At 56.8% G+C, this 25,587-nt stretch carries 27 protein-coding genes; 16 read left to right on the top strand and 11 right to left on the bottom strand.

The annotated features are described in order from the left end of the window. The first annotated feature begins 5 nt into the window (after positions 1-5). From K7J14_RS07395 to K7J14_RS07385, 3 genes are read left to right on the top strand one after another with little or no spacing between them, the layout of a single operon-like run. Positions 6-2,093 carry a xanthine dehydrogenase family protein molybdopterin-binding subunit gene (locus K7J14_RS07395; protein WP_230754892.1) on the top strand — a complete coding sequence of 696 codons (2,088 nt, stop codon included), beginning with the start codon at positions 6-8 and terminating at the stop codon, positions 2,091-2,093. After that, entirely contained in the window at positions 2,093-2,569 is a 477-nt protein-coding gene (locus K7J14_RS07390; protein WP_230754890.1) for a (2Fe-2S)-binding protein, read from the top strand. The genes K7J14_RS07395 and K7J14_RS07390 overlap by 1 nt, the downstream gene beginning before the upstream one ends. Further along, positions 2,559-3,398, top strand: a complete 840-nt coding sequence (locus K7J14_RS07385; protein ID WP_230754888.1) for an FAD binding domain-containing protein — start codon at positions 2,559-2,561, stop codon at positions 3,396-3,398. The genes K7J14_RS07390 and K7J14_RS07385 overlap by 11 nt, the downstream gene beginning before the upstream one ends. Here K7J14_RS07385 and queA read toward each other — a convergent pair. The 6 genes from queA to K7J14_RS07355 form a co-directional block, all read right to left on the bottom strand. Then, positions 3,391-4,452, bottom strand: a complete 1,062-nt coding sequence (gene queA, locus K7J14_RS07380) for a tRNA preQ1(34) S-adenosylmethionine ribosyltransferase-isomerase QueA (RefSeq protein ID WP_230754886.1) — start codon at positions 4,450-4,452, stop codon at positions 3,391-3,393. The genes K7J14_RS07385 and queA overlap by 8 nt on opposite strands. Continuing rightward, on the bottom strand, positions 4,427-5,488 hold the full coding sequence (gene ruvB / locus K7J14_RS07375) for a Holliday junction branch migration DNA helicase RuvB (protein ID WP_230754883.1): 1,062 nt from the start codon (positions 5,486-5,488) through the stop codon (positions 4,427-4,429). Before ruvB ends, queA begins: the two co-directional genes overlap by 26 nt. Then, positions 5,485-6,108, bottom strand: coding sequence for a Holliday junction branch migration protein RuvA (gene ruvA / locus K7J14_RS07370; RefSeq protein ID WP_230754881.1), 624 nt, complete (start codon positions 6,106-6,108; stop codon positions 5,485-5,487). Before ruvA ends, ruvB begins: the two co-directional genes overlap by 4 nt. 31 nt (positions 6,109-6,139) lie before the next feature. After that, positions 6,140-6,571, bottom strand: a complete 432-nt coding sequence (locus K7J14_RS07365) for a crossover junction endodeoxyribonuclease RuvC (protein ID WP_230758817.1) — start codon at positions 6,569-6,571, stop codon at positions 6,140-6,142. Between the two features lie 189 nt (positions 6,572-6,760). Beyond that, positions 6,761-7,501, bottom strand: a complete 741-nt coding sequence (locus tag K7J14_RS07360) for a YebC/PmpR family DNA-binding transcriptional regulator (protein ID WP_230754879.1) — start codon at positions 7,499-7,501, stop codon at positions 6,761-6,763. A 163-nt stretch (positions 7,502-7,664) separates the two neighbouring features. Then, positions 7,665-7,889: a hypothetical protein gene (locus tag K7J14_RS07355; RefSeq protein WP_230754877.1), complete on the bottom strand. Its 225-nt coding sequence runs from the start codon at positions 7,887-7,889 to the stop codon at positions 7,665-7,667. A 133-nt stretch (positions 7,890-8,022) separates the two neighbouring features. On the opposite strand from K7J14_RS07355, the gene K7J14_RS07350 reads away from it, so the two are divergent. Then, positions 8,023-9,117: an N-acetylneuraminate synthase family protein gene (locus K7J14_RS07350; RefSeq protein WP_230754875.1), complete on the top strand. Its 1,095-nt coding sequence runs from the start codon at positions 8,023-8,025 to the stop codon at positions 9,115-9,117. Here K7J14_RS07350 and K7J14_RS07345 read toward each other — a convergent pair. Further along, a complete protein-coding gene (locus K7J14_RS07345; protein ID WP_230754873.1) occupies positions 9,083-9,865 on the bottom strand; it encodes a type III pantothenate kinase in 783 nt (260 codons plus the stop codon). The two genes, K7J14_RS07350 and K7J14_RS07345, sit on opposite strands and share 35 nt — an antisense overlap. 70 nt (positions 9,866-9,935) lie before the next feature. On the opposite strand from K7J14_RS07345, the gene hisS reads away from it, so the two are divergent. The 6 genes from hisS to pdxT all read left to right on the top strand — a co-directional run bounded on the left by hisS (position 9,936) and on the right by pdxT (position 15,151). Continuing rightward, positions 9,936-11,237, top strand: a complete 1,302-nt coding sequence (gene hisS, locus K7J14_RS07340; RefSeq protein WP_230754871.1) for a histidine--tRNA ligase — start codon at positions 9,936-9,938, stop codon at positions 11,235-11,237. A 20-nt stretch (positions 11,238-11,257) separates the two neighbouring features. Continuing rightward, positions 11,258-11,506: a YkgJ family cysteine cluster protein gene (locus K7J14_RS07335; protein ID WP_330165593.1), complete on the top strand. Its 249-nt coding sequence runs from the start codon at positions 11,258-11,260 to the stop codon at positions 11,504-11,506. Positions 11,507-11,557: 51 nt separating this feature from the next. Continuing rightward, the gene (locus tag K7J14_RS07330; protein WP_230754867.1) at positions 11,558-11,959 is read left to right on the top strand and encodes a bacteriohemerythrin; all 402 of its coding nucleotides are present in this window, start codon (positions 11,558-11,560) and stop codon (positions 11,957-11,959) included. Between the two features lie 64 nt (positions 11,960-12,023). Then, entirely contained in the window at positions 12,024-13,571 is a 1,548-nt protein-coding gene (locus K7J14_RS07325) for an aminotransferase-like domain-containing protein (RefSeq protein WP_230754863.1), read from the top strand. Positions 13,572-13,596: 25 nt separating this feature from the next. Next, a complete protein-coding gene (pdxS, locus tag K7J14_RS07320) occupies positions 13,597-14,481 on the top strand; it encodes a pyridoxal 5'-phosphate synthase lyase subunit PdxS (protein ID WP_230754861.1) in 885 nt (294 codons plus the stop codon). Between the two features lie 4 nt (positions 14,482-14,485). Next, positions 14,486-15,151 carry a pyridoxal 5'-phosphate synthase glutaminase subunit PdxT gene (pdxT, locus tag K7J14_RS07315; protein ID WP_230754859.1) on the top strand — a complete coding sequence of 222 codons (666 nt, stop codon included), beginning with the start codon at positions 14,486-14,488 and terminating at the stop codon, positions 15,149-15,151. Between the two features lie 25 nt (positions 15,152-15,176). Here the strand turns inward: pdxT and K7J14_RS07310 are convergent, their stop codons facing one another. Next, complete coding sequence (locus K7J14_RS07310; protein ID WP_230754858.1) at positions 15,177-15,950, bottom strand: hypothetical protein; 774 nt, start codon at positions 15,948-15,950, stop codon at positions 15,177-15,179. A 110-nt stretch (positions 15,951-16,060) separates the two neighbouring features. Between K7J14_RS07310 and K7J14_RS07305 the strand changes: the two genes are divergently transcribed. Beyond that, positions 16,061-17,266: a cation:proton antiporter gene (locus K7J14_RS07305; RefSeq protein WP_230754856.1), complete on the top strand. Its 1,206-nt coding sequence runs from the start codon at positions 16,061-16,063 to the stop codon at positions 17,264-17,266. 62 nt (positions 17,267-17,328) lie between these two features. Here the strand turns inward: K7J14_RS07305 and K7J14_RS07300 are convergent, their stop codons facing one another. Further along, complete coding sequence (locus K7J14_RS07300) at positions 17,329-18,264, bottom strand: 2-dehydropantoate 2-reductase (protein WP_230754854.1); 936 nt, start codon at positions 18,262-18,264, stop codon at positions 17,329-17,331. Between the two features lie 37 nt (positions 18,265-18,301). Next, the gene (locus tag K7J14_RS07295; RefSeq protein ID WP_230754852.1) at positions 18,302-18,784 is read right to left on the bottom strand and encodes a DUF2798 domain-containing protein; all 483 of its coding nucleotides are present in this window, start codon (positions 18,782-18,784) and stop codon (positions 18,302-18,304) included. A 105-nt stretch (positions 18,785-18,889) separates the two neighbouring features. Here K7J14_RS07295 and K7J14_RS07290 point away from each other — a divergent pair, with 105 nt between their 5' ends. After that, complete coding sequence (locus tag K7J14_RS07290) at positions 18,890-19,315, top strand: MarR family winged helix-turn-helix transcriptional regulator (protein WP_230754850.1); 426 nt, start codon at positions 18,890-18,892, stop codon at positions 19,313-19,315. A 156-nt stretch (positions 19,316-19,471) separates the two neighbouring features. Here the strand turns inward: K7J14_RS07290 and carB are convergent, their stop codons facing one another. After that, positions 19,472-22,708, bottom strand: coding sequence for a carbamoyl-phosphate synthase large subunit (gene carB / locus K7J14_RS07285; protein WP_230754848.1), 3,237 nt, complete (start codon positions 22,706-22,708; stop codon positions 19,472-19,474). A gap of 325 nt (positions 22,709-23,033) precedes the next feature. Here carB and K7J14_RS07280 point away from each other — a divergent pair, with 325 nt between their 5' ends. The 4 genes from K7J14_RS07280 to hgcA all read left to right on the top strand — a co-directional run. Further along, complete coding sequence (locus K7J14_RS07280; protein ID WP_230754846.1) at positions 23,034-23,708, top strand: hypothetical protein; 675 nt, start codon at positions 23,034-23,036, stop codon at positions 23,706-23,708. 15 nt (positions 23,709-23,723) lie between these two features. Beyond that, complete coding sequence (locus K7J14_RS07275; RefSeq protein WP_230754843.1) at positions 23,724-24,068, top strand: Rieske (2Fe-2S) protein; 345 nt, start codon at positions 23,724-23,726, stop codon at positions 24,066-24,068. Positions 24,069-24,133: 65 nt separating this feature from the next. Next, a complete protein-coding gene (locus K7J14_RS07270) occupies positions 24,134-24,619 on the top strand; it encodes a MarR family winged helix-turn-helix transcriptional regulator (RefSeq protein ID WP_230754841.1) in 486 nt (161 codons plus the stop codon). Further along, a partial coding sequence (gene hgcA, locus K7J14_RS07265) for a mercury methylation corrinoid protein HgcA (RefSeq protein WP_230754839.1) occupies positions 24,604-25,587 on the top strand: 984 nt, incomplete at its 3' end. The genes K7J14_RS07270 and hgcA, both read left to right, overlap by 16 nt.

Raw genomic sequence — 25,587 nt, 5'->3', positions numbered from 1 at the left:
GCCGCATGGATGAACGGGCGTTTTGCACCGACTTGAAATTCCCGAATCAATACTACGGCGTACTGGTGCGCTCCTCGATTCAACGAGGGCGGCTCGTAAACATAAAGAGCCCGCCCCTGCCCGACGGATACCATCTCTATACCGCGACCGATATTCCCGGAGAAAACCGTCTGCGCGCATTCGGAACATCCATCCCGGTCTTCACTCCCTATGAAATAGCCTACTTCGGCGAGCCGCTCGGCGTTCTGGTCGGCCCCGACCTGACGAAGGTGCGCGAACTGGTCGCGGAAGTTCTCATAGAAACCGAAAAACTCGACCCGCTTCATTTCGATACGCAGTTTGCAGCCTCACAGGTCGCGGCGAAGCGAGTGATCTATATCGGAGATCCCGACCAGGTTTTCGAAGGAGAGGGGCTGGAAACCGAAAGCACCACGGAAATCGGGCCGAGCGACCACTATTACGCCGAACCGCTGGCGGTGAACGTGAATTTGGCGGGAGACCGGATGGATATCCATCTGGCCACCCAGTGGCCCTTCCATGTCAGGAACACGGTTTCAGCCGTTCTCGACCTCGATCCCCGGGAAATACGAGTTGCGCCGACCGCGCTGGGCGATCCGATGGACGGTAAAATATGGTTTCCATCCCTGTTGGCGGCTCAGGCGGCGCTAGCGTCGGTTCTATGCAAACACCCGGTGCAGATCGCCTTCACCCGCCAGGAAGACTTTCTTTTTTCAGGAAAATCGGCGCCCGTACTGATCCGCTGCAGAAGCAAGATCGGAGAAGACGGCAAGCTCAAAGCCCTCATCGTCCGCATTTTGGTAAATGCCGGAGCCTACAGCCCCCTGATCGACGAAATCGTCGACCGCATCAGCATTTCGGCGACCGGTCTATACGAACCCGAAGCGTACCGCGTTGAAACATGGGCGATCCGGACCAGCCTGCCCCCGATGGGAACCCTGTCGGGATGGGGAGAATCGTCCGCCCTGCTCGCTTTGGAATCGCATTTCTCGAAAGCGCTCCAGCGCATGCCGATCTCTCCGGTCGAATGGAAACTCCTGAATCTGCGGTATAAAAGGACGAAAAAGCAGGAAGACAGGGCAGGAATCACCGACGACATCGGTGAAATGGAAATCGCGGAATTGCTCGAACACTTATGCATAGCCAGCGATTTTCCCCGTAAATACGCCGCCTACAGCTTGCTGGCGAATCGCAAGAAAGACTTCCGGGACGGAACCATCAAATCAATCTCGTTGGCGACCGGCTTCCAGGGAAACGGATTTACTTCGCGCGTTCCGGATGGAACGAAATACAGCCTCGAAATGACCATGGAAACAGACGGCATCCTGAAAATTTTCGCCGATGTACAGTCGTCGGGAATGAGGCAGGCGATGAGACGGACGGCCGCCGACATTCTCGGAATCGAAGAAGACGCTATAGAGTTCGCAGGAGTAGATACCGATACGATGAGCGAAACGGGCCCCGACACGTTGTCCGCAAAACTCGCGATACAGCTTCCCCTGCTGGAAAAAGCGTGCGCCACGATTCAAAAACAACGCTTCCGCCAGCCGCTTCCGATATCCGTAAAAAAAATATGGACAGCTCCGCGCGCCTCGTCCTGGAACCCGAAAACCTGTTGCGGAACTCCGTTCATCTCGACGACGCCGGGAGCGTGCGCCGTAGAATTGGAGCTTAATCCCGCGACCTACGAGGTCGTCATTCAGAACATCTGGATCGCCTGCAACGCGGGAAAAATCAGAAATAAAAACTCGGCGACGACGGCTCTGCGAAAGTCGGCGTACGCGGCGCTGTCAAAGACGCTTACCGAGCATATCACGGTTAAAGACGGCAAGCTCGCCCCGCGGGACAGCATTCAATACAACGTTTTATCCCCCGCGAAAATGCCGGACATTCATATCATCCTCGTCGATTCGGAATCTCCTTCCAGGGGAATAGGAACGATCGCCGGAAATCTCATTCCGGCCGCTTACAACGCGGCCCTTTCGCAGATCATCGGTAAACAGGCCGAGAAAGTTCCGGCGCCCCAGGATTTTATCTGGGCCGCGATGCACGCAGCGCGCAAGGATGTTCAATAATGATACCATTCGAACTTGACGGCGACCTGATGTTCATCGACTCGAATCCGGGAGAGCGGCTCCTGCATATTCTGAGAAACCGCTACTCGAAATTTTCGGCGAAGGAAGGCTGCCTTTCCGGAAGATGCGGTTCCTGTACGGTGCTTATGAACGGAAGCCCGGTGCCGTCCTGCATGATTCCCGTGTTTCAAATCAGGGGCGCTTCGATCATCACTCTCGAATACTTTAAAACAATGGTCGACTACCGGGACATCGAAGAAGGATTCGCTTCAGCGAAGGTGGAGATGTGCGGATACTGCGACGCGGGAAAAATCCTCCACGCGCACGCCTTGTTGGAAAAAACGCTCAGGCCGACGTCCGAGGAGATACGGGAGTGTTTTGCGGGAAACGCATGCCGGTGCACAAGCATCGAAGATTTGATCGCGGGAGTAAAAACAGCCGCGGTTTTGCGGCGGAAGCGGAAAAATGCTCAATAAATTAACAGAAGTAACCTATGCTCAAAGCATAGCGGAAGTCCAGACGACTCTGAAAAACGTTACCGGAATCACGCTTGCGGCCGGATGCACCGAGATCGCCAGACGTCAGACGGGAAGGAATCTGCATCTGCCGTCGGAAGTATTGGCATTGGGAAGAATCCCCGAACTCTGCAGCATCAGTAAAACCGAGCGATATGTGGAATTCGGAGCTGCCGTCACGCTGGACGCTATTCTTCAATTGGGAAGAAAAAACGTTCCCGACGTGCTGTACGACGCTATCAAGGGAATCGCGAATCCGGGAATACGCTCGCTCGCTACGATTGGCGGAAACATCTCGGCGAAAGGGCAACGGCTGAGCGCATTCGCTCCGCTTTTAGCGCTGGACGCCCGATTGGAAATCAGAACCCCCGGCGAAGCTTCCTGGATTCCCATGTCGCGATACTTTTCGAACGAAGGGCGCGAAGCTTCGAGAGAACCCGACTTCATAAGCAAAATACGCATTCCCACCGAACTGTGGGATGTCAGCATCTATCAGCGGCTTGGAGCCGAAGGAATTGTGACGACAGGAACCGCGTCCTTCGCTTTTCTCGCGAAGTTCCAAAAAAACATCCTTGCGGATTTGCGCATAGCCTTCGCAGGGAAATTTTTCTTTCGAAAGAAGGAATTCGAAAATCTTCTGATCGGAAGAAGCCTCCCCTTAAGCATGAGGGATATCATGATCATCAAGGAAAAGGCCGAGCTTTTTTTCGAAGAAAGCTATTTTCCGCCGTCGCTTGAGCGGTCCTGCATCTTCAACCTTCTGGAAGAAGGACTCAAAACGCTTACCTGATGAGCATCGAGTCTCCGTAGGAGAAAAACCGATACCGCTCCTCGATCGCGTGATCGTAGACCGCGAGAATCCGTTCCCTGCCCGCGAATGCAGAAACCAGCATCAAAAGCGTCGAGCCCGGGGTGTGGAAATTGGTAAAAAGCTGATCCACCGCTTTAAACTCGTAGCCGGGATAGATGAATATGCCGGTTGAACCCTCTCCCGCGGGAAGGAAGCCCTTATCCGCGTCGTACGCAGACTCGAGGGTTCGAACGCTGGTGGTTCCCACCGCCAGGACAGGGCGCCCCTCCGCCTTCGCGCGATTCACCGCCTGGGCCGTCGCCTCAGGGATTTCATACCGCTCTTCATGCATGACGTGATCTTCTATCGTCTCGGTTCTGACCGGGAGAAAGGTGCCTAACCCGACATGAAGGGTGACTTCTGCCCGTTCAATTCCGCGGGCGTCGAGCGAGGCGAGAACCTCCGGGGTAAAATGCAAACCAGCCGTAGGAGCAGCTACCGAGCCGACGGTCCGGGAATACACAGTCTGGTAGCGGTCAGCGTCTTCGATGCCGTCCTCGCGCGTGATGTACGGAGGAAGCGGAAGATGGCCGAACTTGTCCAGCCAGGAATCTTCGACGACACGGTTGAATCTGACGAGGCGGAATTCGGTACCCGCAAGAGAGCCGTCTTCGTCTGCAACTATCTCGCCTTTCAACCCGTCGTCGAACGAATAAGTTCTTCCCGGCTTGTGCCTCTTGGCGTTCCTGGCCATCGCCTTCCAGAGCGAGCCGTTCTCGCAATCGGGCGAGTCTACGCGGGAAATGAGAAGGAATTCCGCGCGGTTGCCGCTTGAATCGGCGATGCCGTACAAACGTGCGTGGCGGACGCGCGAGTTGTTGAAGACCATGAGCGTGCCGGGATCGACGAGATCGGCGATTCCTGAAAAATCATGATCAGACCAGGCGCCTGTTCGCCGGTCGAGGCGGAGAAGCCGGTCTTTGCCCCGCTCTCCCGACGGAGTCTGGGCTATGAGTTCGGGCGGAAGTTCAAAATGGAAGTCGCTGGTTTGCATCTGTGTCGTCTTTTCCCCGGTTGGTACGCTGCAGATTCAGGTGCGAGTAGGCTTGTTCGGTCGCCATGCGTCCGCGCGGGGTGCGCTGGAGCAGGCCGGCCTGAATCAGATACGGTTCGTAATAGTCTTCGAGCGTGTCCTGGGCTTCTCCCACCGATATGGCGAGAGTTTCCGCCCCGACGGGTCCGCCGCCGTAATTCTGGATTATCGAGCGCAGAATTTCGCGGTCGTAGCGTTCAAGGCCGAGGCAGTCGATTTCAAGCTTCTCTAGCCCGTCAGAGACTACCGATTCGGTGATCAAGCCGTTGCCGAACACCTGGGCGAAGTCCCGCATTCGGCGGAGCAGGCGGTTCGCGACGCGCGGCGTGCCCCGCGAGCAGTGGGCAAGCGCGCGGGCCGCGGATCCGTCGATCTCGGCTCCGAGAATGCCGGCTGAACGGAGGATGATGTCGGTGAGTTCGTCGTCGCTGTAAAAAGCGAAACGCTGCACGATGCCGAAACGGCTGACAAGCGGGCTTGAAACCATTCCCGCGCGTGTGGTCGCGCCGATAAGGGTGAACGGAGGAAGGGGAATGCGTACTGTGCGCGCGCTCGGACCCTGGCCGATGATCCAGTCGAGTTCGTAGTCCTCCATCGCGATATACAGCATTTCCTCTATGGCCGGCTTGAGGCGGTGGATTTCGTCGATGAAAAAAACGGTGCGCTCGGTCACCGTCGCGAGAATTCCTGCAAGATCCTTGGGCTTATCCAGGGCGGGAGCGCTCGTGACCTTGAAGTCGACGCCGAGCTCGTTCGCCGTTATTTGCGCAAGAGTCGTCTTCCCGAGGCCCGGAGGACCGATCAGAAACACATGATCAAGGCTTTCCCCTCGTTCCCGGGCAGCCTGGATAAAGACCGCGAGATTCGTTTTGATCTGTTCCTGCCCCTGAAAATCGACGAGTTTGCGCGGTCTGAGAGCGCGGTCGCGTTCATCGTCGGGAAGGGAATCAGGCCGGGTGATGCCGGGAAAGGCGTCGTTTACATCGTTATCCGTCATGAGCTTAAGGCGACCAGAGCCTGGCGGAACAATTCCTGCTCCTTTTCATGGCCGACTGAGGCGCCCGATGCTGAAATTTTCACGCCCAGGGAGGCGGCGGAGGATTCGACAGCCTCGAGGGCGAGCTTCCGGTCGAAGCCCATGTCGGATAGAGCGTTTACGATGTCGTCGAAGGGAGTTTGAGCGTCCTTGCCGCGTTTTCCGGGGCTTGAATCGATGCGGGTCAATTTGCCCTTGAGGGCGAGAATCATTTTCTGCGCGGTTTTTTTCCCGATTCCGGGTGCGGATTCAAGGCGCGAAAGGTCTTCAGCTTCGAGAGCCGCTTCAAGCTCGGCGCAGGGGATGCTTGAAAGAATCTTCACCGCCTGCTTCGGGCCGATTCCGTCGACCTTTAATAAATCAAGGAAAAGGTTGCGCTCTTCGACCGAATAAAATCCGAACAGCCGCATCTGGTCTTCACGATGGTACAGCCAGCTGTAAATGCGGGCGGTGGAACCGACCGGTCCCAGACGATCGAGGGCGGCCGAACTGACCTGAAAATCCCATTCTATGCCGTTATTCTCGAGATATATCGCTGAAGGGTGTTTAGCGGTAATGGTTCCGGAAACGCTGTTGAACATGGCGCCATTATGAGTGATTCCGCGGGGGAAATCAATACCGCAGAGGCACTGTGTGAATGCGCGTTATCGCCGCCGCGAGCGCGTCGGCGGCATGATCTGGAGAGGGAACCGACGACAGGCCCAGAAGGAGGCGAACCGATTCCTGAACGATTTTCTTTTCGGAGCGGCCGGAACCGGAAACGGCCTGCTTGATCTCGTTTGGAGAGTATTCGCCGAGCGGAAGGCCGCGCAAACCGAGCGCGAGAGTGACGACTCCGCGAGCTTCGGCAACGGAAAGGGCGCTCGTGACGTTTTTGGCGAAATAAAGGGTTTCCATTCCCGCTTCCTGCGGTTTCCACGCGTCAAGGACTTCGACGAGGGATTCGTATATGCGGACAAGGCGCGTCTGATGATCGAGCTTCGAGCTCGTCTCGATGACACCGTGGCCCAGATGCGTGAGACGATTTCCGGCGGCAAGGACTATGCCCCACCCTGTCGAAGCCAGGCCAGGATCGATGCCGATGACCAGACGGTCGGTTTTGTTTTGCAGAAATGATCTCCTTTGCGCCCAAAAAAACGAAAAAAAACCGCCGGATGGGCCGGCGGTTTTGATATCGCGCTGGAACCGCTCTCTTTACAACCGAAGTTGTTCGAGCGGCCGGCGCGGTTGACATTACTCTGCTTCGAATCCTTCGGGAATGTCGATGTTGGAGTATACATTCTGAACGTCGTCGTCCTCTTCGAGCTTGTCGATGAGCTTGAGCACCTTGCGGGTCATGTCGGCGTCGAGCGTGGAATAGGTATCGGGAACCATGTTGACGGCCGCTGAAAGGGATTCGTAGCCCTTTGCCTGGAGCGCTTCGAGGGTGGATTCGAAGGCGACGGGGTCAGTGGTTACCGTGATCACTCCGTCGTCCACAGCGACGTCGTCGGCTCCGGCTTCGAGGGCGGCTTCCATCATTTCGTCTTCGTTCACGACGGATGCGTCGTATTCGATCTGGCCGAGGCGCTTGAACATATAGGAAACTGAACCGGTCGCGCCGAGGTTTCCGCCGTTCTTGGAGAACAGATTGCGGACGTTAGCTGCTGCGCGGTTCTTGTTATCGGTGAGAACTTCGACGAGAACGGCGACTCCGCCGGGTCCATAGCCTTCGTAAGTGAGTTCTTCGTAGATCGCCGCGCCGAGTTCGCCGGTTCCCTTCTTGATGGCCCGCTCGATGTTGTCCTTGGGCATGTTGGCTCCGCGAGCCTTGAGAATCGCGGTGCGGAGGCGGGGGTTAGCGTTGGGATCGCCGCCGCCCATTCGCGCAGCGATGGAAATTTCCTTGATGAACTTTGTGAAAAGCTGGCCGCGTTTCGCGTCGGCAGCGCCTTTGGCGTGTTTAATCGTCGCCCACTTACTATGTCCTGACATACTGTCTCCTTTATGTCTCTTTGAATGGTTTACAAGTTTTGAAATAGTACCATAATGAAAAAAAACATGTCAAGGCGCATAAACCCGGGCCTTTTCTCATCGAAAAAAGGGGGATACGAACCTTGCATGTCTTTCAAGAGGCGAGGTATGACTCAGAAAAGAATCAGATCCGGCCGGAAGAAGAACCTTTTTCCAAAAAGGTGATCACGGTCTGCTCGTACCATTCAGGAGAATAGGGGAAATGGGAGCGCAGAACGGGGCGAAGGCGGGCGTCCAGAGTATCCTTGCAAGCCTCGCATACATCGAACTCGCGAATATGGAAGTAATTCCGGTTTGGCATCGGAGTCTCGATTTCTTTTCGGCAGATGTCGCAATATAAATTCTTCATGCGTGTTTCTCCTGGGTAAAATTCAGTTAATACAAGAAATGATACCTCATCGAAACTTTTTTGTCGAGCATGTTTTTTTCCGATCGGAGGATCTCGTATCCTGCAGGGAAACTGTGATAAAATCCGAGATACGATGATACACACAATCGGAAAAATCGCCGTAATAGCCGAAATCGGAACAAGCCACGGCGGAAGCATGAAAAAAGCGCGGGAATTGATCGACGCGGCCCGGGATACCGGGGCGGACATCGCGAAATTCCAGATAGTTTACGCGGAAGAGATCCTTCATCCCGACACCGGCTTCGTCCGGCTTCCCGGCGGAGACATACGCCTGTTCGACCGGTTCAAAGAGCTTGAGGCGCCTCCTTCCTTTTTCCGTGAAATAAAAGAATACTGCGACAAAAAGGGCATCGGATTTCTCTGCAGCCCCTTCGGGACAAAAAGCCTTACGGAATTGGCCGAGCTGAACCCGCAGTGGATAAAGATAGCTTCTCCTGAGCTCAATCACCTGCCCCTCCTCCGTTCCGCCTCGGAACTCGGCATCCCCCTGATTCTCTCGAGCGGGGTTTCCCGCCTGGGAGATATCGAACAAGCGCTTGAAATGACGAAGAAGGCGCCTGAGCGGATACTGCTTCATTGCATCACGAGCTATCCCGCCCCTGAAGATGAGTACAATATCTCAGTGCTCGGCTCTCTGGCGGCGGTGTTCGGAGTGCGGGTCGGAGTAAGCGACCATTCACTGGATCCGGTTTTGGTTCCGCTGGCCGCCGCCGCGAACGGCGCGTGCATGATTGAAAAGCATATTTGTCTTTCCAGAAGCGATCCGGGGCTCGACGATCCGGTTGCCCTCCCCCCTGAACAGTTCGCCCGGATGACGATGGAACTGCGCAAAGCAGAAGGAAGAACTCCGGAAGCAGTTCTGGAAGATCTCAAAGCCCGGTACGGGGACGCGAAGACGTCTGCGGTTCTGGGAGACGGCGTAAAGCGGCTTGCCGAATCCGAACGCGCGAATTACGGAAGAACGAATCGTTCGCTGCATTATCTGCGGTCGATGAAGGCTGGAGAATCGATCAGGGAAGAAGACATCGGAATTCTTCGCACAGAGAAAATACTGACCCCGGGGCTCGATCCGGAAATGCTGGAACGGGTGATCGGAGGAGAACTCGTTCGTGACGTGGACAACGGAGCGGGAGTCAGCCTTGCCGATCTGGTACGATCGAAGCGATGAGCCTGAGCCCTTCGAGAGTGAGGCCCTGATCGGTTGAATCAAAGACCGACACGATGGGTTCAAGAACGTGCGAAAGCCCGCCGGTGGCGATGACGGGAGCCTCTGTTCCCAGATCCGCGCGCATCCTGCCGACGAGGGACTCGACGAGACCCGCATAACCGAGGACGACCCCGGACTGGATTGAATGAGTTGTGTTCGTTCCCAGGCTGGAAGGCGGGATTTCCAGTGGAACCGAGGGGAGCTGGGCCGTATCGCGGAAGAGGGCTTTAACTGCGGTTCCCAGCCCCGGCGTTATGGCGACTCCGCGGATCTCTCCGTCGAAGCCGATCGCGGTAAAGGTGAGGGCCGTGCCGAAATCCACGACGATGCAGGCGGATTTATAGCGCGTATAGGCTGCCACGGCGTCGCAAACGAGGTCGGTGCCGATTTCATGCACCGCGGACTCGGGGACCCTGACCGGAAGAAGCGAGTACATGGCCGGCCCTACATGGACGGGAGCCTTTCCGGTAAGTTTTTCTATCATGCGGAAAAAGGTGTCGTTCAAGGAAGGAACGACCGAAGAGACGACTGTTTTCTCTATCGTTCCGGGAGCGATTCCGGAATCGCGGAAAAGGGATCTGAGCGTCGAGGCGTATTCGTCGTCCGTGCGGCGGGGGTCTGTATAGAGCCGCCAGTCGACGACAAGATCTGTTTCATGAAAGAGACCGACGACAATGTTGGTGTTTCCGATATCGACAACCATCAGCATGGAGAAGCCACCTCCGCGGAACGAGTGGGACGGATTGATTAAAACCGACGCTAGCGGGTATCATACCAGCATGGCAGACCTTATACAACCCAGAGTTTTGAAAGGATTTCGAGACTTTCTTCCGGCCCAGGAAATACAGCGGGCGCTGTTGATCGAAACGCTCACCACGGCATTCAGATCGTCGGGCTTCGTCCCCATAGATACGCCTGCCCTTGAGTACTCGGAAATTCTGTTGCGGAAAAGCAACGGCGAGACGGAAAAGCAGGTATTCCGTTTCGAGGACAACGGAGGACGCGATGTCGCCCTTCGCTTCGATTTAACCGTGCCGTTCGCGCGATTCGTAGCCGAACACCGGGAAGAATTATACTTTCCCTTCAAGCGCTATCATATATCGAAAGTCTGGCGGGGCGAAAAACCCCAAGCGGGCAGATACCGCGAATTCGTTCAATGCGATTTCGACATCGTCGGGTCCGATTCCGCGGCGGTCGATTTCGAGATTCTTGACCTGATGAGGTCGGCCCTCTCCTCCATCGGCGTGACCTCGGTTACGATCAGGCTTTCCCACCGCGGACTGTTCAACCGCTTCCTCGCGTCGCGGGGGCTTTCCGGAAAAAGCGAAGAAATTCTGCGCACCGTCGACAAGCTTTCCAAAATAGGCAACGACGAAGTAAAGGCGCTTCTGGCCGAAATCGCAGGAGCCGAAACGGCCGATGAAATTCTCGCCTACATTCAGGGAGCGGGCACTGCTCCCGAAGACTTCGAAGCGACCTTGAGTTTGCTTGAACGGCTCGCCGGAGGTCCGGGAGAGGACAGCCGCCGGCTCAGGGACATTCACGCCTTTATGGAAGCGACTGGAACCGCCTCGTCCTTCGTACTCGATCCTTCGATCACGCGCGGGCTCGACTACTACACCGGCGTCGTATACGAAACCTTCCTGAACGACCTTCCCGGCATCGGGTCTGTATGCTCGGGCGGCCGCTACGACAATCTCGCGGGCCTCTACATGAAGGACCGGATTCCGGGAGTCGGTTCGTCCATCGGTCTCGACCGACTGATCGCCGGCCTCGAGCAGCTGGGGCTTCAGGGAAAGAAGGCAGGATTCACCGACGCCGCCGTATTCTGCCAGGACTCGGCGGATATGGCGCTGTATCAGAAAACGGCGTCAGCGCTGCGGGCTTTGGGAATCGCGTGCGAAACCTTCCCGGACCAGAAGAAGCTCCCGCAGCAGTACGCCTGGGCGGAAAAAAAGGGCGTCAGATGGGGGCTCTTCGTCGCAGCCGACAAGATCAGCTTGAAAGACTTGACGACGAGGGAAGCCTATGACGGTCTTTCAACGGAAGAGATCGCGAAGAAAATCAAAGAAGCAAACTGACGACAACAGAAAACCTTTCCATGTGTCGACCCGGATGCGCGGCGTGCTGCATATACATTTCGATATCCTCGCCCCTTCCGGGAATGCCTGAAGGCAAGCCCGCCGGGGTCCGTTGCGCGAACCTGGACGAAGAAAACCGGTGCAGGATTCACGGACAACCGAACTATCCGCAAGTATGCTCGAACTTTAAACCCGACCGGGAAACGTGCGGAGACGGCAATGAACACGCCCGCGACTATCTGACGCGGCTTGAAGCGCTCACCTCCTGATAATTCAATTCAATCGAGGCCTGCACGCCATTTATGTCATATACTCTATATATGGCATTCATTGAATGGAACGATACCTTAAATACGAATATAACCGAAATCGACGAGCAGCACCGGCAGATCGTCGCTCTGATCAACGCCTTGAGCGAAGCTGTGCGCAATCGGGCCGCTGAATCCGACATGAAAGCGCTGTTCGAGACTATCGCCAAGGACACAAAAGCCCATTTCGAGACCGAAGAGCGTTTATTTCGAATGCATTCATATCCTGAAAGAAGCGCCCATGCCGAGTTGCACAGACAATTGGAGACTCAGGTCGAAAGTCTTTCAAGCAAAATTCGCACAGGGGCTATGCCCGTCAACGACAGCGTGCTTCTTTTTCTGCGCGACTGGTTTATTACGCATATTGAAGGATCGGATCGGCTTTTCGGTTTCTGGATACAGAGTCGAAAATAAGATAAAAAGCATAATTACTGATTGACATATAACTTGATACTGTATTAATACTGTATCAAGTTATATGAAACCAGACAAAGAAAACCAAATACCCTTGTATATTCAAATCCGCGACTATCTGAAGGACCGGATCCGTTCGGGGGAATTATCCCCGGGACAGAGGCTGCCCTCGGTTGCCGAAATGGCCGAATCCTATTCGGTGACGGCGGCGACGATCAGGAGAGCGCTCCAGGATCTCGCGGAAGACAGACTCATTTCGTCCCACGTCGGCAGAGGAACCTTTGTTCTCGATCCGCCGGGCGCGAGCGTCTCAGCGGGCGAAAACGCCTCAGCGGACGCGAATGCGGCGACAGCCGAGCCGCGCGCGCCGGAACAGCTCTCTGCGCCTGAAAGCCGTTCCGGTTCGGCGCGAAAGCTGCGCGACAGCCTTCAACGGGGGCTCGGAGGCCTTATGGCCCTTGCCAATAAAGAAGGGACGATAGTCTTCACCAGAGGAATAGCCGACCCCGACACGATCGAAAGCGGCATACTGGAACGCCTCGTGCTCCGGGCGCTTTCCAGGGGAGAAGAACTGTTCCGCGACTACGGCGATCCTCGCGGCCTGGAGAGTCTCCGGGAAGAGATCGCCCGGCTCTACCGGGAGGACGGGCTGGATGTAGGCGCTGAGCATATTCTGGTTACCAGCGGCTCGCAGCAGGCGATATCGTTGATAGCGCAGCAAGCAGCTGAGCAGCGAACGCCGGTCCTGTGCGAAACGCCCTGCTATGCCGGCGTAACCAACGCCTTCAACGCCTTCGCCCTGCCCTTCGAAACGGTTCCTCGCGGAGAGGAGGGGCCCGAACCTGAACATCTCGGTCCCGCTTCCGACGGAACGATACTCTATCTCTGTCCGGTGCTTCATAACCCGAGCGGAACGGATATTTCTGAAACAAGACGGCTCGCGCTCGCGCAATGGGCGAAATCGAACAACGCCGTGCTGCTCGCGGACGAGGTGTTCCGCGATCTCCACTTCGGCACTCCGCCCCGCTCCTTTCTTTCCGATCCGGGGCCGGAAAACTCGATAATTTTGGGATCTCTTTCGAAGTCCTTCATCAGCGGACTCAGGGTCGGCTGGATAGTCAGCTCGTCTGAACGCATCGAAGCGCTCGCCGCGGTGAAAAAGGCCATGGATCTCGGGTGTCCGCCCCTGATGCAGGGAATCGCGCGGGAATTTCTCGCGGACGACGCGGGATACCGCGCGCACCGGGCGCGCATCAAGAATCACTACCGCCGGAGGCGGGACGCCGTTCTCGCCGCCCTTGGCGAATACATGCCGAAAGGGGTTTCCTGGTCGATTCCCGAAGGGGGATTCCAGCTTCAGGCGAATCTCCCGGAAGGCGCGTCGAGCGTAGAACTCTACCTCCGCGCGATAGACCGGGGAGCGGCATTCCTGCCCGGAGCCCTGCAGGACATCGACAATACGTTCCAGCACACTTTCAGGCTCTGCTACGGGTCTCTTTCGGAGAAGGACATCAGAGAAGGAATTAAACGCATAGGAGAAGCGGCCGCCGAGTATCTTGCGGGGATTAGCGGTATCCGAAGCGGGCCGGGCGCTGGCTTCGGCGATTTTTAACGACTGATCGAGGAGAGAATAGGACATGAATAAACGCGAAGAATTTTCTGTGAAAATCGGACTCGCCGAGATGCTCAAGGGCGGAGTCATCATGGATGTAACGAACGTCGAACAGGCGATGATAGCCGAACAGGCGGGAGCCGCGGCGGTCATGGCCCTTGAGCGCATTCCCAGCGATATCAGGAAGGAAGGCGGGGTATCCCGCATGAGCGATCCCAAGATGATCGCCGACATACAGAAGGCGGTCTCGATTCCCGTCATGGCGAAATGCCGCATCGGACATTTCGTTGAAGCGCGGATACTCGAGGAGCTCGGGATCGACTTCATCGACGAAAGCGAAGTGCTCACCCCGGCCGACGAGGAATTCCACATCGCGAAGCACGATTTCAAGGCTCCCTTCGTCTGCGGCTGCAGGAACCTCGGCGAAGCTCTCCGGAGAATCGGCGAAGGAGCGGCGATGATCCGCACGAAGGGAGAAGCGGGCACCGGCGATATAGTTGAAGCGGTCCGCCACATGAGGCGCCTCATGGCCGACATCAGAAGAATTTCGAATATGGACGAAGCGGAGCTGATGACCGCGGCGAAGGAGCTCCAGGCTCCCTACGAACTCTTGCTTGAAACCAGGCGCCTCGGAAAGCTGCCGGTTCCCAATTTCGCCGCGGGCGGAGTCGCGACTCCGGCGGACGCGGCACTCATGATGCATCTGGGAGCGGAATCGGTCTTTGTCGGTTCAGGAATTTTTAAATCGAAAGATCCCGAACAGCGGGCTCGCGCGATCGTAGCCGCGGTCGCTCACTACAAGGATCCGGCCGTGCTCTTGCAAGTTTCTACCGGACTCGGGCCGGCAATGGACGGCATTCCCGTCTCGGGCATGGCCGAATCCGAAAAAATCGCCGGGCGGGGCTGGTAAGACAATGATCGGAGTGCTTGCGCTTCAAGGCGGTTTCGAACGCCACCGGGCGGTATTCGAATCGCTCAGGAAGGAATCGCGGGAAGTGCGCACCGTCGGAGACCTCGAGCTCTGCGGCGCCCTTGTCATTCCCGGAGGCGAATCGACCGTAATCACGCGGCAGCTGATGAAACCGGGCACCGGACCGGGAACGGGAGCCTCGTACGAGCCGGGGCCGCTGTGGAAGGCGATCCGCGATTTCATCGAGTCGGGAAAGCCCGTCATGGGCACCTGCGCCGGCCTCATCATGCTCGCCCGATCCTGCGGCGACGAACGGGTAGCGAGCTTCGGCGCGCTCCCGGTCGATGTGGAACGGAACGCCTACGGACGGCAGAAAGACTCGTTCGTCGAGCAGGTAGCCCTCGAGTTCGGTTCAGACTCCCCGTTCGGGAGAGAAAAAGAAAACAGGGCGCCCTTCCCCGCGACCTTTATCCGCGCGCCGATGATTACCGGACTCGGCGAGGGAGTCGCGGTTCTCGCCCGGTCCCGTCGCTTCCTTTCCGGGGAACAGACTGAGGGAACTCCGATACTGGCGAGATACGACAACATTCTCGGACTCTCGTTCCATCCGGAACTCAATCCCGAGGACTCGCGCATCCATCGGTACTTTCTCGGCATGACGAGAGAATGAAGGCGCATAATGCCGCGTCGCAGGTTCAGCCGCGGCGGCGCGCGGACGGATCCTTCGCGGAACAGGGAAGGCCGACAAGGCATTTCCCGCAGACGTCCGCAAAGCCGATGTCCCGATGTATTTCGGCGTTTTCAAGGCATATCCGATAGCAGGCGAAGCGGTCGAAGCCGCCTTCCGGATACGCGCCGCCGACGCAACGCTGAACGCAGGCTCCGCAGCTCCCGTCGATCTTGTACAGGCATTTTTCGGCAACCGTTTTCTTGACGGACTCGAGAGGACAATCCGTAACCAGACTCCCGAAGCGGCCGCAGCAGCCCTCGCCGGTTATCAGCATGTTGTTGAGCCCGAAGGCGCCGAGCCCCGCGATCGCCGCGAGATGACGGTGGGACCAGTCGCTGATCAAGACTTCAGGGTCGAAGTTGTGCGTAGCGGGAATCTTTCCGACCGAAAAGCCTGAGCGCGCCAATACGGCTTCGAGCGTATCGCCGATGCGGGAAATCAGCGCGTTAGTCTCGATGTAGGCGCGCGCCCATTCAGGCGAAGCGCGCTCGCCGGAAATATTGCTTGTAATAATCCGTTCGGTAAAGGGAATAAAATAGCAGACCACGCTTTTCGCTCCGGGGAGAATGTCGCGGGGCATGAAATGACTTACAGAGACGCTCAGATTCAAGCTCTGTAGTGCAGGATCGCCGGCATCGATAAAGGAAACGAGGGGCTTCTTCCAGATGTCTTCTCCGCCGTGTCCGGCGTTCGCTTCTTCGACTGCGTCGCAGATGGTTGCAATCACTCTGTTTGTCATATCATCGATCTCATAAAAAAGATTATAGCAAAATTCCACTAATGCCGCCTATATTTCCGGAATCCGCGAAAACTGGTATAATCGGTCCGCTTTATAAAGGAGAATGATTCGTGCAATTCAATATGATGTTCGCACTCCTGCTCGCCGGAGGCTGGCTTTCGGGAAAGCTGTTCGCGAAGGCCCGGCTGCCGGGAATTCTCGGCATGGTCGTGTTCGGCATCGTTTGCTCGCTCACCATTAAATCGAGCGCGCCTTCGATTTTGTGGGAGCTCAACCCCTACCTGAAATCATTCGCCCTCATCGTCATCCTTCTCCGCGCGGGCCTCGGCATCAGCCGCGCGACCTTGAAAAAAGTCGGGCTCACCGCCTTTCTCATGGCCTGGGTTCCCTGCGTCTTCGAGACCGCCGCCCTGACGGCGCTTTTTCATGCCGTATTCGGCTTCGATTGGGCGGTTTCAGGCTTGACCGCCGCGATGCTCGCCGCCGTCTCCCCGGCCGTGGTAGTGCCTTCGATGCTCGACCTCAAGGCGAAAAAGCGGGGACAAAAAAACGAGGTTCCCACCATCGTCATGGCCGGAGCTTCGATAGACGACGTGTTCGCCATCACCATCTTTTCCGTCTTCCTCGGTTTGGCGGCCGGCGAAGGAACGAGAGCGCTGAAAGCAGCACTCTCTGTTCCGCTTTCGATCACGGCGGGAATCGCCTCCGGCGCCCTCGCAGGAGCGGCCCTTCTGTACGTGTTCAAGCGCCGCTACGCGACCATCAGGGCTACGGAAAAGGCCCTCATACTGCTCGTATGCGCGACAGTTCTCGTGCAGATCGGCGACGACTTCCACTTTGCGGCCCTGCTCGGCATCATGACCATCGGCTTCATCCTCCTCGAACGCCACGAAAAAATCGCGCACGAAATAGCGGGCAAGCTTTCGAAAATTTGGGTGTTCGCGGAAATCGTTTTGTTCGTGATGATCGGCTTTTCGCTCGAGCCGGCGGCGGCCCTCGACGCGGGATTCCGCGGAGTTCTCGTCATTCTTGCCGGCCTCGTATTCCGCTCGCTCGGCGTCTGGTTGGCGACCGCGTTCTCTCCCCTGACCGTCCGCGAACGTCTTTTCTGCGCCATCGCCTACATTCCCAAAGCGACCGTCCAGGCGGCTCTCGGCGGGGTCGCCCTGTCTCGCGGCATTCCCGAAGGAAACGCGATTCTCGCGATAGCCGTGCTCGCCATCCTCGTCACCGCCCCCCTGGGCCTTCTGGGCATCAGATTCTTCGGCAACCGCCTCCTGGAAGCGGACGGAGACTCTCCGGTTCCGCTCGGATAATAAAAAAAAAGACCGAGGCAGAACACATCAAGAGGGGTCGAAAGTCCTCGTTCGGAGCCCCCTCACGCGGGGGCGTTTCGATCGGCGTTCGCCCGCCGCTGCCGGAACTCCAGAAGATCCGCGAGCATGGAGACGGCGGGAAGTTCGCAGCCGCGCTTTTTCGCCTCGGCGATGGGGTTGCGGTACATGTATTCGATTTCCATCGGACGGCCGTAGTCGAAGTCGAGCTTCATGCTCGGTTCGTAGGGCTTCATTCCGTCGGTATAGGCGAGCATCTTGTCCACGGCGCCTTCGTCGAATCGGAAGCCGCAGGATGCCGCTCCCTGCGCGACTTCTTCCATCAAGCGGCGAATGATCGCCCGCGAGGAAGGATCGTCCATCATCGTTTTCGTGTCGGCCCCGAGTATCACGCTCATGCCGTTATACGGGATGTTCCACAACAGCTTGCGCCAGCGGGCGGCTCCGAGAGAGGCCGCGAGCGTGATCGGAACGAGGGATTCTTCGAAATCTTTTTTCAGCGCTTCAAGCACCGCTTCTCCGCGCGGGTCGAAGGCGGCGAAGGTTATTTCTCCGTAGTCGAGATGGGAAATGCGGGCGGGTTTTCTTTTTTGCGCGCAGATGAAGCACATGCCGCCGACGACGATCGCCTCCGGGAAGCGGACGGCGAGTTCTTCCTCCATGCCCAGTCCGTTCTGCAGCATGAGCACAATCGTTCCCGGGCTAACGAGGGGTTCGAGGATTTCCGGGAGCCGGGCGTTGCCGGTTGATTTGGTCGAAACGACGACGACGTCCGCGGCAGGCATCCCGGCGGCGCTGGTGAACACCGGAACTTCGGGAAGGATGAAATCGCCCTTCACCGAGTCGACGATCAGCCCGTGCTTGCGGATTTCATCGGCGTCGCTGCGGGCAAGAAAGCGGACATCGCGTCCCGACTGCGAAAGGCGCCCGCCGTAATAGCCGCCCACGGCGCCGGTCCCGATAATATTGTATGAAAACATGAAAGAACGCTCCCGAAGAGTTTTCTAGACTATAATTTCATCTTTTTTCCGTGTCAATGCGCTCCTCCCGAAGCTCGGGAAACAGGAACATGAAAAGAGCTCGCGCCAGGGGAGACACGATCAAGAGATTCAGGGGAAGAGCCGCGATCAAATTGCGGATACAGACTGAAGGATAGCCGGAAACCGCCTCTGCCGATACGCCGCTCGCCATGACTGAACCGAATATCGACATCAGAGTCACCATGCAAAAAACCATGCACGTGGAAATCGAAAGAACGACGGCCGGCTTGCTGACGGGTTTAATAACGGAAAATACGAATTTCTTCGCCAGAGGACCGACGAGGAACAGATCAAGAACCAAAGCGACCGCGTATACGATCCACAATTCCTTGAGCATATCCGTCAACACATGAAGCCCGAATCCGCTGTGAAGAATGATATTATACAGCGTCATTCCCAAAACCATGAAGAAGCACATCATCGCCGTAAAAAGGCGTTTCTGAAAAATCGTATTGCCCATTGTCTATCAACCATCCTGTCGGTACTATACCGTGCGTAGGCACAGTATCTGAATTCCCCTTTTATTGTCAATCTAGTTGACAATAAAAACATACGGAAGGTTTTCATGCAAAGCGACAGAGCATCTCTGACCATCATCGATTTAATCAGCGAGCAACATGCGGTTCTGCGAAAAGCGACTGAAGACGTTTGGGCCAAGACGGAAGACGTCCATTTCTCTCATACGGATTTTTATCTTATATCGAAAATCGCCCAAAAGGATCTTTCCATCTCGCAAGCCGCGGAAATGATAAAAATCAGCCGGCAGGCCATGCACAAAGCGGCGGCAAAACTGAAAGAGCGCGGGTTTATTGAATACCGTCACCTGCCGGGAAATCAACGGGACAAGCACATGTATCTCACTGAAGCGGGAACGGAATGCGCCAGGAAATACGAGCGAATTAAAATAAACCTTGAGAATCGAATTAAGACCGCTGTCGGGGAAAAGTCCTTTTCGCTTTTAAAAGAAATACTGGGGCGGAATTTGGTATAAAAGCAGGGATTCGTTTTACGGGACTTGCCGGAAATACAAAATGCTGTCGGCGCCTGATACTGCGCCGACAGCGAGTACTTTTGCATGGCCTCCTGTAACGCGGCGATCCGGCGAATCGCTTCGCCGCTTCGCCGGATCGGGACGCGCGCTAACGGCTTAGGCCTCGGTGATCGCCGTATGATATTCCTGCACCGACTTAACGCCGCCTTTTCCGCCGCGAGCCGCCCGGATTCCCTCGGCCGCCGCGAGAGCCGCGGAAAGGGTCGTGATGTAGGGAACGCGGTATTTGATCGCTGCCTTCCGGATGACCGCGTCGTCGGCGAGGGCGTCGCGCCTGCCGCTCGGAGTGTTGATCACCAGGTTGACCTGGCGGTTCAGCACGACGTCCAGCACGTTCGGGCGGCCCTCGTTCAGCTTGGAGATGGTTTCGCACTTCACGCCGGCGGCTCGGTAGAACTCCGCGGTTCCGCTGGTCGCCAGGATGGCGAAGCCGAGCGATTCGAACACCTTGCCGACCTTGACCGCCTCGCTGCTCTGTCCGGTTTTATCGGAGAGGCTGATGAGCACCTTTCCCGCTCCTTTGGCCGGATCGAGCTCGGAGGGCAGGAATGTGCCCGCACCCTCCTGCGACTTATAGAACGCCAGCGCGTAGCTGTCCGAGAGGCCGAGGACTTCGCCGGTGGAACGCATTTCCGGCCCGAGCACCGGATCGACTTCCGGAAATTTCTCGAACGGGAACACCGCTTCCTTCGCGCCGAAATGCGGAATAATCTTGTCTTTGAGCTTCAAGGCCGGGACTTTTTCTCCCAGCATCAAACGGGTGGCGAGGCCCGCCATCTGAGTGTTGCACACCTTGGAAACGAGGGGAACGGTCCTGCTCGCGCGCGGGTTCGCCTCGAGCACGTAGACCTTTCCGTCTTCGATAGCGTACTGCATGTTCATCAAGCCGCAAACGTGGAGGGCTTTCGCGATCTTCGTCGTGTAGTCCTTGATAGTCGCCAGATGGGCGGCGTCGATCGACACCGGCGGAATAACGCAGGCAGAGTCGCCCGAGTGGACCCCGGCGAGCTCGACGTGCTCCATGACCGCGGGAATATACACTTCATCTCCGTCGGCGAGCGCGTCGGCTTCGCATTCCACCGCGTTTCTGAGGAATCGGTCCAAAAGCAGCGGCCGGTCGGGAGTTACGCCGACTGCCTTCGCGACGTATTCGCGCAGCATGTTTTCGTCGTAGATGACTTCCATGCCGCGGCCGCCGAGAACGAAGGAGGGGCGGATCATCAGCGGATACCCGATGCCGGAAGCGACCTTGACCGCTTCGTCGATATCGGCCGCCATGCCGGACTCGGGCATCGGTACGGCCAGATTATCCATCATTTTGCGGAAGAGGTCGCGGTCTTCCGCGATGTCGATCGAATCGATGCTCGTGCCGAGGATTGCAGCTCCTTCGTCGGAGAGTTCGCGCGCGATGTTGAGCGGGGTCTGTCCGCCGAACTGAACGATAACGCCGGCCGGCTTTTCCTTGGCGTAGATTTGCAGAACGTCTTCGGCCGTGACCGGTTCGAAGTAGAGCTTGTCGCTCGTGTCGTAGTCGGTGGAAACGGTTTCCGGATTGCAGTTGACCATGATGGTCTCGTAGCCCTGTTCGCGGAGGGCCATCGCCGCGTGGACGCAGCAATAGTCGAACTCGATGCCCTGCCCGATCCGGTTCGGTCCGCCGCCCAGGATCATGATTTTCTTGGGATTGGCGCTCGCGACGCTGCGGTCCGCCGCGTTGTAGGTCGAGTAGTAATAGTAGGTGTTTTCCTTGCCGGAAACGGGAACGGCTTCCCAGGCTTCCGTGACGCCGAGTTCGGTGCGTTTTTTGCGGACGTCTTTTTCCCGGATGCCGAGAATCTTCGCCAGATACTTATCGGAAAAGCCGTCTTTCTTGGCCCTGACGAGCAATTCGTCGGCAGGAAGGCGTCCGGGGTTTTTGAGAATTTCTTCTTCGAGGACAACGAGTTCCTTCATCTGTTCCAGGAAGTACGGCTTGATGTAGGTAAGCTCGTAGAGCTTCTGAACATCGGCGCCCTTCCTCAGCGCTTCGTAGAGAATGAAGTAGCGCTCGCTCGACGGAAAGCGAAGCATGTCCGTGAGCTCTTCCAGAGACTTTTTGTTGAAATCCTTGGCGAAGCCCAGGCCGTGGCGGGAATTCTCGAGCCCGCGGATCGCCTTCTGGAAGGTTTCCTTGAAGGTCTTCCCTATGGACATGACCTCTCCTACCGCCTTCATCTGGGTGCCGAGCTTGTCCTCGACCCCGCGGAATTTTTCGAAGGCCCAGCGCGCGAATTTGAGAACGACGTAGTCTCCGGAGGGAGTGTATTTCTCCAGGCTGCCGTCCCTCCAGTACGGAATTTCGTCGAGGGTGAGGCCGGAGGCGAGCTTCGCGGAAATGAGGGCGATCGGGAAGCCGGTGGCCTTGGAAGCAAGGGCCGAGGAGCGCGAGGTGCGCGGATTGATTTCGATGATGACCACGCGGCCGGTTTTCGGGTCGTGGGCGAACTGGACGTTCGTTCCGCCGATTACCCCGATGGATTCGACGATCTTGAAGGCTTCGGCTTTTAGACGCTCCTCCAGCTTTTTATCGATGGTCAGGAAGGGCGCCGAGCAAAAGGAATCGCCGGTGTGCACGCCGACTGCGTCGATATTTTCGATGAAGCAGATGGCAATCATCTGGTTTTTTGAATCGCGCACCACTTCGACTTCGAGCTCCTCCCAGCCGAGAATGGATTCTTCTATGAGCAGCTGATGAGTCATGGAAAGCTCGAGTCCGCGCGCGGCGATCGTCTGAAGCTCTTCTACGTTGTATACGAGCCCGCCACCGGCGCCGCCCATGGTGTACGCGGGCCGCACGACTACCGGATAGCCGAGCCGTTCGGCAATTTTCTCCGCATCCTGGACGGTGTGGGCGATATCTGAGCGGGGTGTGTCGATGCCCAGCTCGCGCATGGTGTTCTTGAAAATTTCCCGGTCTTCCCCGCGTTCTATGGCTTCAAGATTGACGCCGATAACCTTCACGTTGTATTTGTCGAGAATTCCGGCCTTGCTCAGTTCGCAGGCGAGGTTGAGGCCGGTTTGCCCGCCGAGGTTCGGCAGGAGGGCGTCGGGACGCTCTTTTTCAATGATCTGCTCGAGCCTGCGGATATTGAGGGGCTCAATATACGTAGCGTCCGCCATGACCGGGTCTGTCATGATGGTCGCCGGATTAGAATTAACCAGGACGATTTTATAACCCTGCTCGCGCAACGCCTTGCACGCCTGCGTGCCGGAATAATCGAACTCGCATGCCTGACCGATGACGATCGGGCCGGAACCTATAATCAATACCTTGTTAATATCTGTCCGTTTCATCGCTACCTCTTTGTACCGTTTTGCGAAATATAGCATAAACAGGACTTCAAGAAAAGCAATGAGACTGCAGAATCTCCTGCTGAAAATCAGCGAAAAGCTTTTCATGCAACAACTACGCAGTTATTTTTCAAGAGTCGTTACACCTGTTGCTAGGGAATACAGGAATACCGAAAAATATTCCCATAACCGGAAAGTATCGATAGATACGCCTTTAAATTCTATGCTATATTGAGACGACGGAATGCGTGCGTCGGGACGCAGTCCTCCGACTTCAATCCATATTAAAAAAAGTGCTAGCCTTTCGAACAGAAAAAAGGGAGAGCACATGACAGAAGAAAACGATTCGCCCAGATTCATTATTCCGGAATTCAGATGGAATACCCTTTCTGCGCCGGCAAAGAACGATATTTCCGGGTATCTCGGTCTCGACGAAGCAAAATCAGCGTACTACTTCGATATATATTTCTCGAGATTCCATATCCTGCATAAAATCGGACACATAATCCTGCATCTGTTCGACGCCGAATGCGGGGCAAAACCCGGAAGAACCGAATATCTCGCTAATCTGTTCGCGTATAAATACCTGCAGGAAAAGCAGGAGACCGAGTATCTTGAGGTGTTGACGAAGTCGTTTTCTTTATTAACGGCGAACCGCGTCGACTCTCCCCCGTTACAGAAAGAAAGCATCGACGATTATTTTTCCGGAATGCAAACGAGTCTTCACTCGTATATAACGGCCCACGGACTAATCCTCCTCGATTGCATGAACAACCCCTTAAGCCTGAAAGAAATACTGGAACGCATCAGCGCGCGCAGATTGTCCGTTCTTAATTCGAGCGTCGTTCTCCAGAAAAAACTCGAAGGAGAGCACCTGATCCAGGAATGCCTGTTCTACGTTTTCGAAATGAACAACGTCAACATCGGAATCGACTACCGGGAAAAGTCCGATCTTGACAGGGAGAGCCTTGATCATGCGATGATGGAGCTTCAACACGCCTGAACGGAAGGATCGAATATGAAAGTATTAGTCGGAAGCGAATTCGACGTGCGCAATAACTTCATCACGGAGTTTTCTCACGAGGGAAAACCGTACGTCGTCTACTGCTATAAAAGAACCATCTGCGTATTCGCGGCGAAGTGCCCCCACGCCCAGGGAGATCTGCGCAGGGCGGATTACGAGGACGAATACGTGGTGTGTCCCAGCCACGGTTTGCGATTCAGCCTGAAAACCGGGGAAGTCGACGTCAACGACATCAAAGACGATTTCAGAAACAACATCATTGCGAGAGGAATCGATTCGATGAGGCTGAAATTGCTTCCGGTCGAAATCGAGGACGGTAGCGTATACGTCGAAATTTGAGGGCAGTCCTCTCGGCGAGAAAATTCGATATTGACAATTCAACTGTTGCATAATACAACTATTGCATGAACAAACAAACAATCAGAAGATTCCGGAAATCCATGCGTTCGCTCGAACGGGAAACCGGAATGCTTCTCGCCGGCGAAACGGCTTGCTGTTCGGTCACCGTCGCCCAGTGCCATCTTATGCTGGAAATGGAAGAGCGCGGGCCTTCGAGCCTGCAGGATCTCGCCGACGCGCTCGCCCTCGACAAAAGCACGCTGAGCCGGACCGCCGACTCCCTTGTGCGCGAGGGATGGGCCGAGCGGACCGAAGACGAAACGAGCCGCCGCAAAATCTCGCTCGTTCTCACCGGAACGGGACGCGGGAAGTGCGATTACATACATGCATTATGCGACGGACAATACCGGGCCCTGTTCGCCCGAATCCCCGCGGACAAGCACGAAGCGGTTCTCGAATCGGTCGCCCTCATTGCAGCGGCCATGGCCGAGGAGCGGACGGAAGGCGGAGCAGGAAAAGCGAAGGGAGCGGACTCATGCTGCGCCGGGTAATCTCCGCCCGGCAGGGTTCGCCGGCGATGAAGGCCGCGATTCCCGCGCGCGCCGTCTCGTCGAAGCTGTCGATCGGGGACAGGCTCGCGGCGGCTCGACTCAGGCTCGGAATCGGACGGAATAAAGCCGCCATCGGACCAGGACTGTACTTTGCAGGAAAGCCCGACCCGAATTCGCCGGTTCTCGTGACGTCGAACTATCGGCTCTCGTTCGACGCGCTCAGAAAGGAACTCTCGGGCGTAAATGCGTGGATTATGGCGATCGACACGAAGGGCGTGAACGTGTGGTGCGCCGCGGGAAAGGGAACGTTCTGCGCCGGGGAAATCGCGCGAAGAGCGCGGCTTTGCGGATTGGACGCGGCCGCGCCGAAGGCTCCGCTGATACTCCCCCAGCTTTCCGCGAGCGGAGTCGACGCGAACGAACTGCGCCGGGCGACCGGCAGAAAGGTTCTGTTCGGACCCGTCCGCGCGCGAGACATCAAACCGTATCTGGAAGCGGGAATGAGAAAAACCGCCGGCATGAGTACGGTTGATTTCACTCTTGCGGATCGCGCGGTGCTGATTCCCATCGAGCTGGTCCATGCCCGGCCGTTGTTTCTCGCGTCGCTTATCGTTCCCCTCGCCCTCGCCCTGCCCTTCGATCCGCTGTACGGCGCGCGCTATGGAGCGTATGCGGCGTATCTCGCCGCCTCTCTCGCCGCGGGAGCCGCCGGGGTTCCGCTGCTCCTGCCCTGGCTTCCCGGCCGCTTTTTCTCGGTACGTTCGCTCGCCCCCTTCGCGGCGACGACAGCAGCGGCTGCCCTCTGCGCGTTTTCATCGCCCGGCGGCATGGGCAGCCCGCGGCTCGCCGAAACCTTCCACGCCGTTCCGACGACGGCCGCCGTTCTGTTATCGGGCGCGGCCGCGGCCTACATCGCGATGAACTTCACCGGATCGTCCACATTCACGAATCAGAAGGGAGCCGAGCTC

Origin of the sequence: Teretinema zuelzerae (genome assembly GCF_021021555.1) — a bacterium.
In the GTDB taxonomy this organism is placed as follows: Bacteria; Spirochaetota; Spirochaetia; order Treponematales; family Treponemataceae; genus Teretinema; species Teretinema zuelzerae.
Note: the sequence above shows the minus strand (reverse complement) of the source record. Positions and strands in the feature narration are given on the sequence as shown.

Excerpts from the sequence above, each read along its gene's own strand:
- K7J14_RS07395 (WP_230754892.1), top strand. The coding sequence starts at position 6 with ATGGATGAACGGGCGTTTTGCACCGACTTGAAATTCCCGAATCAATAC.
- K7J14_RS07390 (WP_230754890.1), top strand. The coding sequence starts at position 2,093 with ATGATACCATTCGAACTTGACGGCGACCTGATGTTCATCGACTCGAAT.
- K7J14_RS07385 (WP_230754888.1), top strand. The coding sequence starts at position 2,559 with ATGCTCAATAAATTAACAGAAGTAACCTATGCTCAAAGCATAGCGGAA.
- queA (WP_230754886.1), bottom strand. The coding sequence starts at position 4,452 with ATGCAAACCAGCGACTTCCATTTTGAACTTCCGCCCGAACTCATAGCC.
- ruvB (WP_230754883.1), bottom strand. The coding sequence starts at position 5,488 with ATGACGGATAACGATGTAAACGACGCCTTTCCCGGCATCACCCGGCCT.
- ruvA (WP_230754881.1), bottom strand. The coding sequence starts at position 6,108 with ATGTTCAACAGCGTTTCCGGAACCATTACCGCTAAACACCCTTCAGCG.
- K7J14_RS07360 (WP_230754879.1), bottom strand. The coding sequence starts at position 7,501 with ATGTCAGGACATAGTAAGTGGGCGACGATTAAACACGCCAAAGGCGCT.
- K7J14_RS07355 (WP_230754877.1), bottom strand. The coding sequence starts at position 7,889 with ATGAAGAATTTATATTGCGACATCTGCCGAAAAGAAATCGAGACTCCG.
- K7J14_RS07350 (WP_230754875.1), top strand. The coding sequence starts at position 8,023 with ATGATACACACAATCGGAAAAATCGCCGTAATAGCCGAAATCGGAACA.
- K7J14_RS07345 (WP_230754873.1), bottom strand. The coding sequence starts at position 9,865 with ATGCTGATGGTTGTCGATATCGGAAACACCAACATTGTCGTCGGTCTC.
- hisS (WP_230754871.1), top strand. The coding sequence starts at position 9,936 with ATGGCAGACCTTATACAACCCAGAGTTTTGAAAGGATTTCGAGACTTT.
- K7J14_RS07335 (WP_330165593.1), top strand. The coding sequence starts at position 11,258 with ATGTGTCGACCCGGATGCGCGGCGTGCTGCATATACATTTCGATATCC.
- K7J14_RS07330 (WP_230754867.1), top strand. The coding sequence starts at position 11,558 with ATGGCATTCATTGAATGGAACGATACCTTAAATACGAATATAACCGAA.
- K7J14_RS07325 (WP_230754863.1), top strand. The coding sequence starts at position 12,024 with ATGAAACCAGACAAAGAAAACCAAATACCCTTGTATATTCAAATCCGC.
- pdxS (WP_230754861.1), top strand. The coding sequence starts at position 13,597 with ATGAATAAACGCGAAGAATTTTCTGTGAAAATCGGACTCGCCGAGATG.
- pdxT (WP_230754859.1), top strand. The coding sequence starts at position 14,486 with ATGATCGGAGTGCTTGCGCTTCAAGGCGGTTTCGAACGCCACCGGGCG.
- K7J14_RS07310 (WP_230754858.1), bottom strand. The coding sequence starts at position 15,950 with ATGACAAACAGAGTGATTGCAACCATCTGCGACGCAGTCGAAGAAGCG.
- K7J14_RS07300 (WP_230754854.1), bottom strand. The coding sequence starts at position 18,264 with ATGTTTTCATACAATATTATCGGGACCGGCGCCGTGGGCGGCTATTAC.
- K7J14_RS07295 (WP_230754852.1), bottom strand. The coding sequence starts at position 18,784 with ATGGGCAATACGATTTTTCAGAAACGCCTTTTTACGGCGATGATGTGC.
- K7J14_RS07290 (WP_230754850.1), top strand. The coding sequence starts at position 18,890 with ATGCAAAGCGACAGAGCATCTCTGACCATCATCGATTTAATCAGCGAG.
- carB (WP_230754848.1), bottom strand. The coding sequence starts at position 22,708 with ATGAAACGGACAGATATTAACAAGGTATTGATTATAGGTTCCGGCCCG.
- K7J14_RS07280 (WP_230754846.1), top strand. The coding sequence starts at position 23,034 with ATGACAGAAGAAAACGATTCGCCCAGATTCATTATTCCGGAATTCAGA.
- K7J14_RS07275 (WP_230754843.1), top strand. The coding sequence starts at position 23,724 with ATGAAAGTATTAGTCGGAAGCGAATTCGACGTGCGCAATAACTTCATC.
- K7J14_RS07270 (WP_230754841.1), top strand. The coding sequence starts at position 24,134 with ATGAACAAACAAACAATCAGAAGATTCCGGAAATCCATGCGTTCGCTC.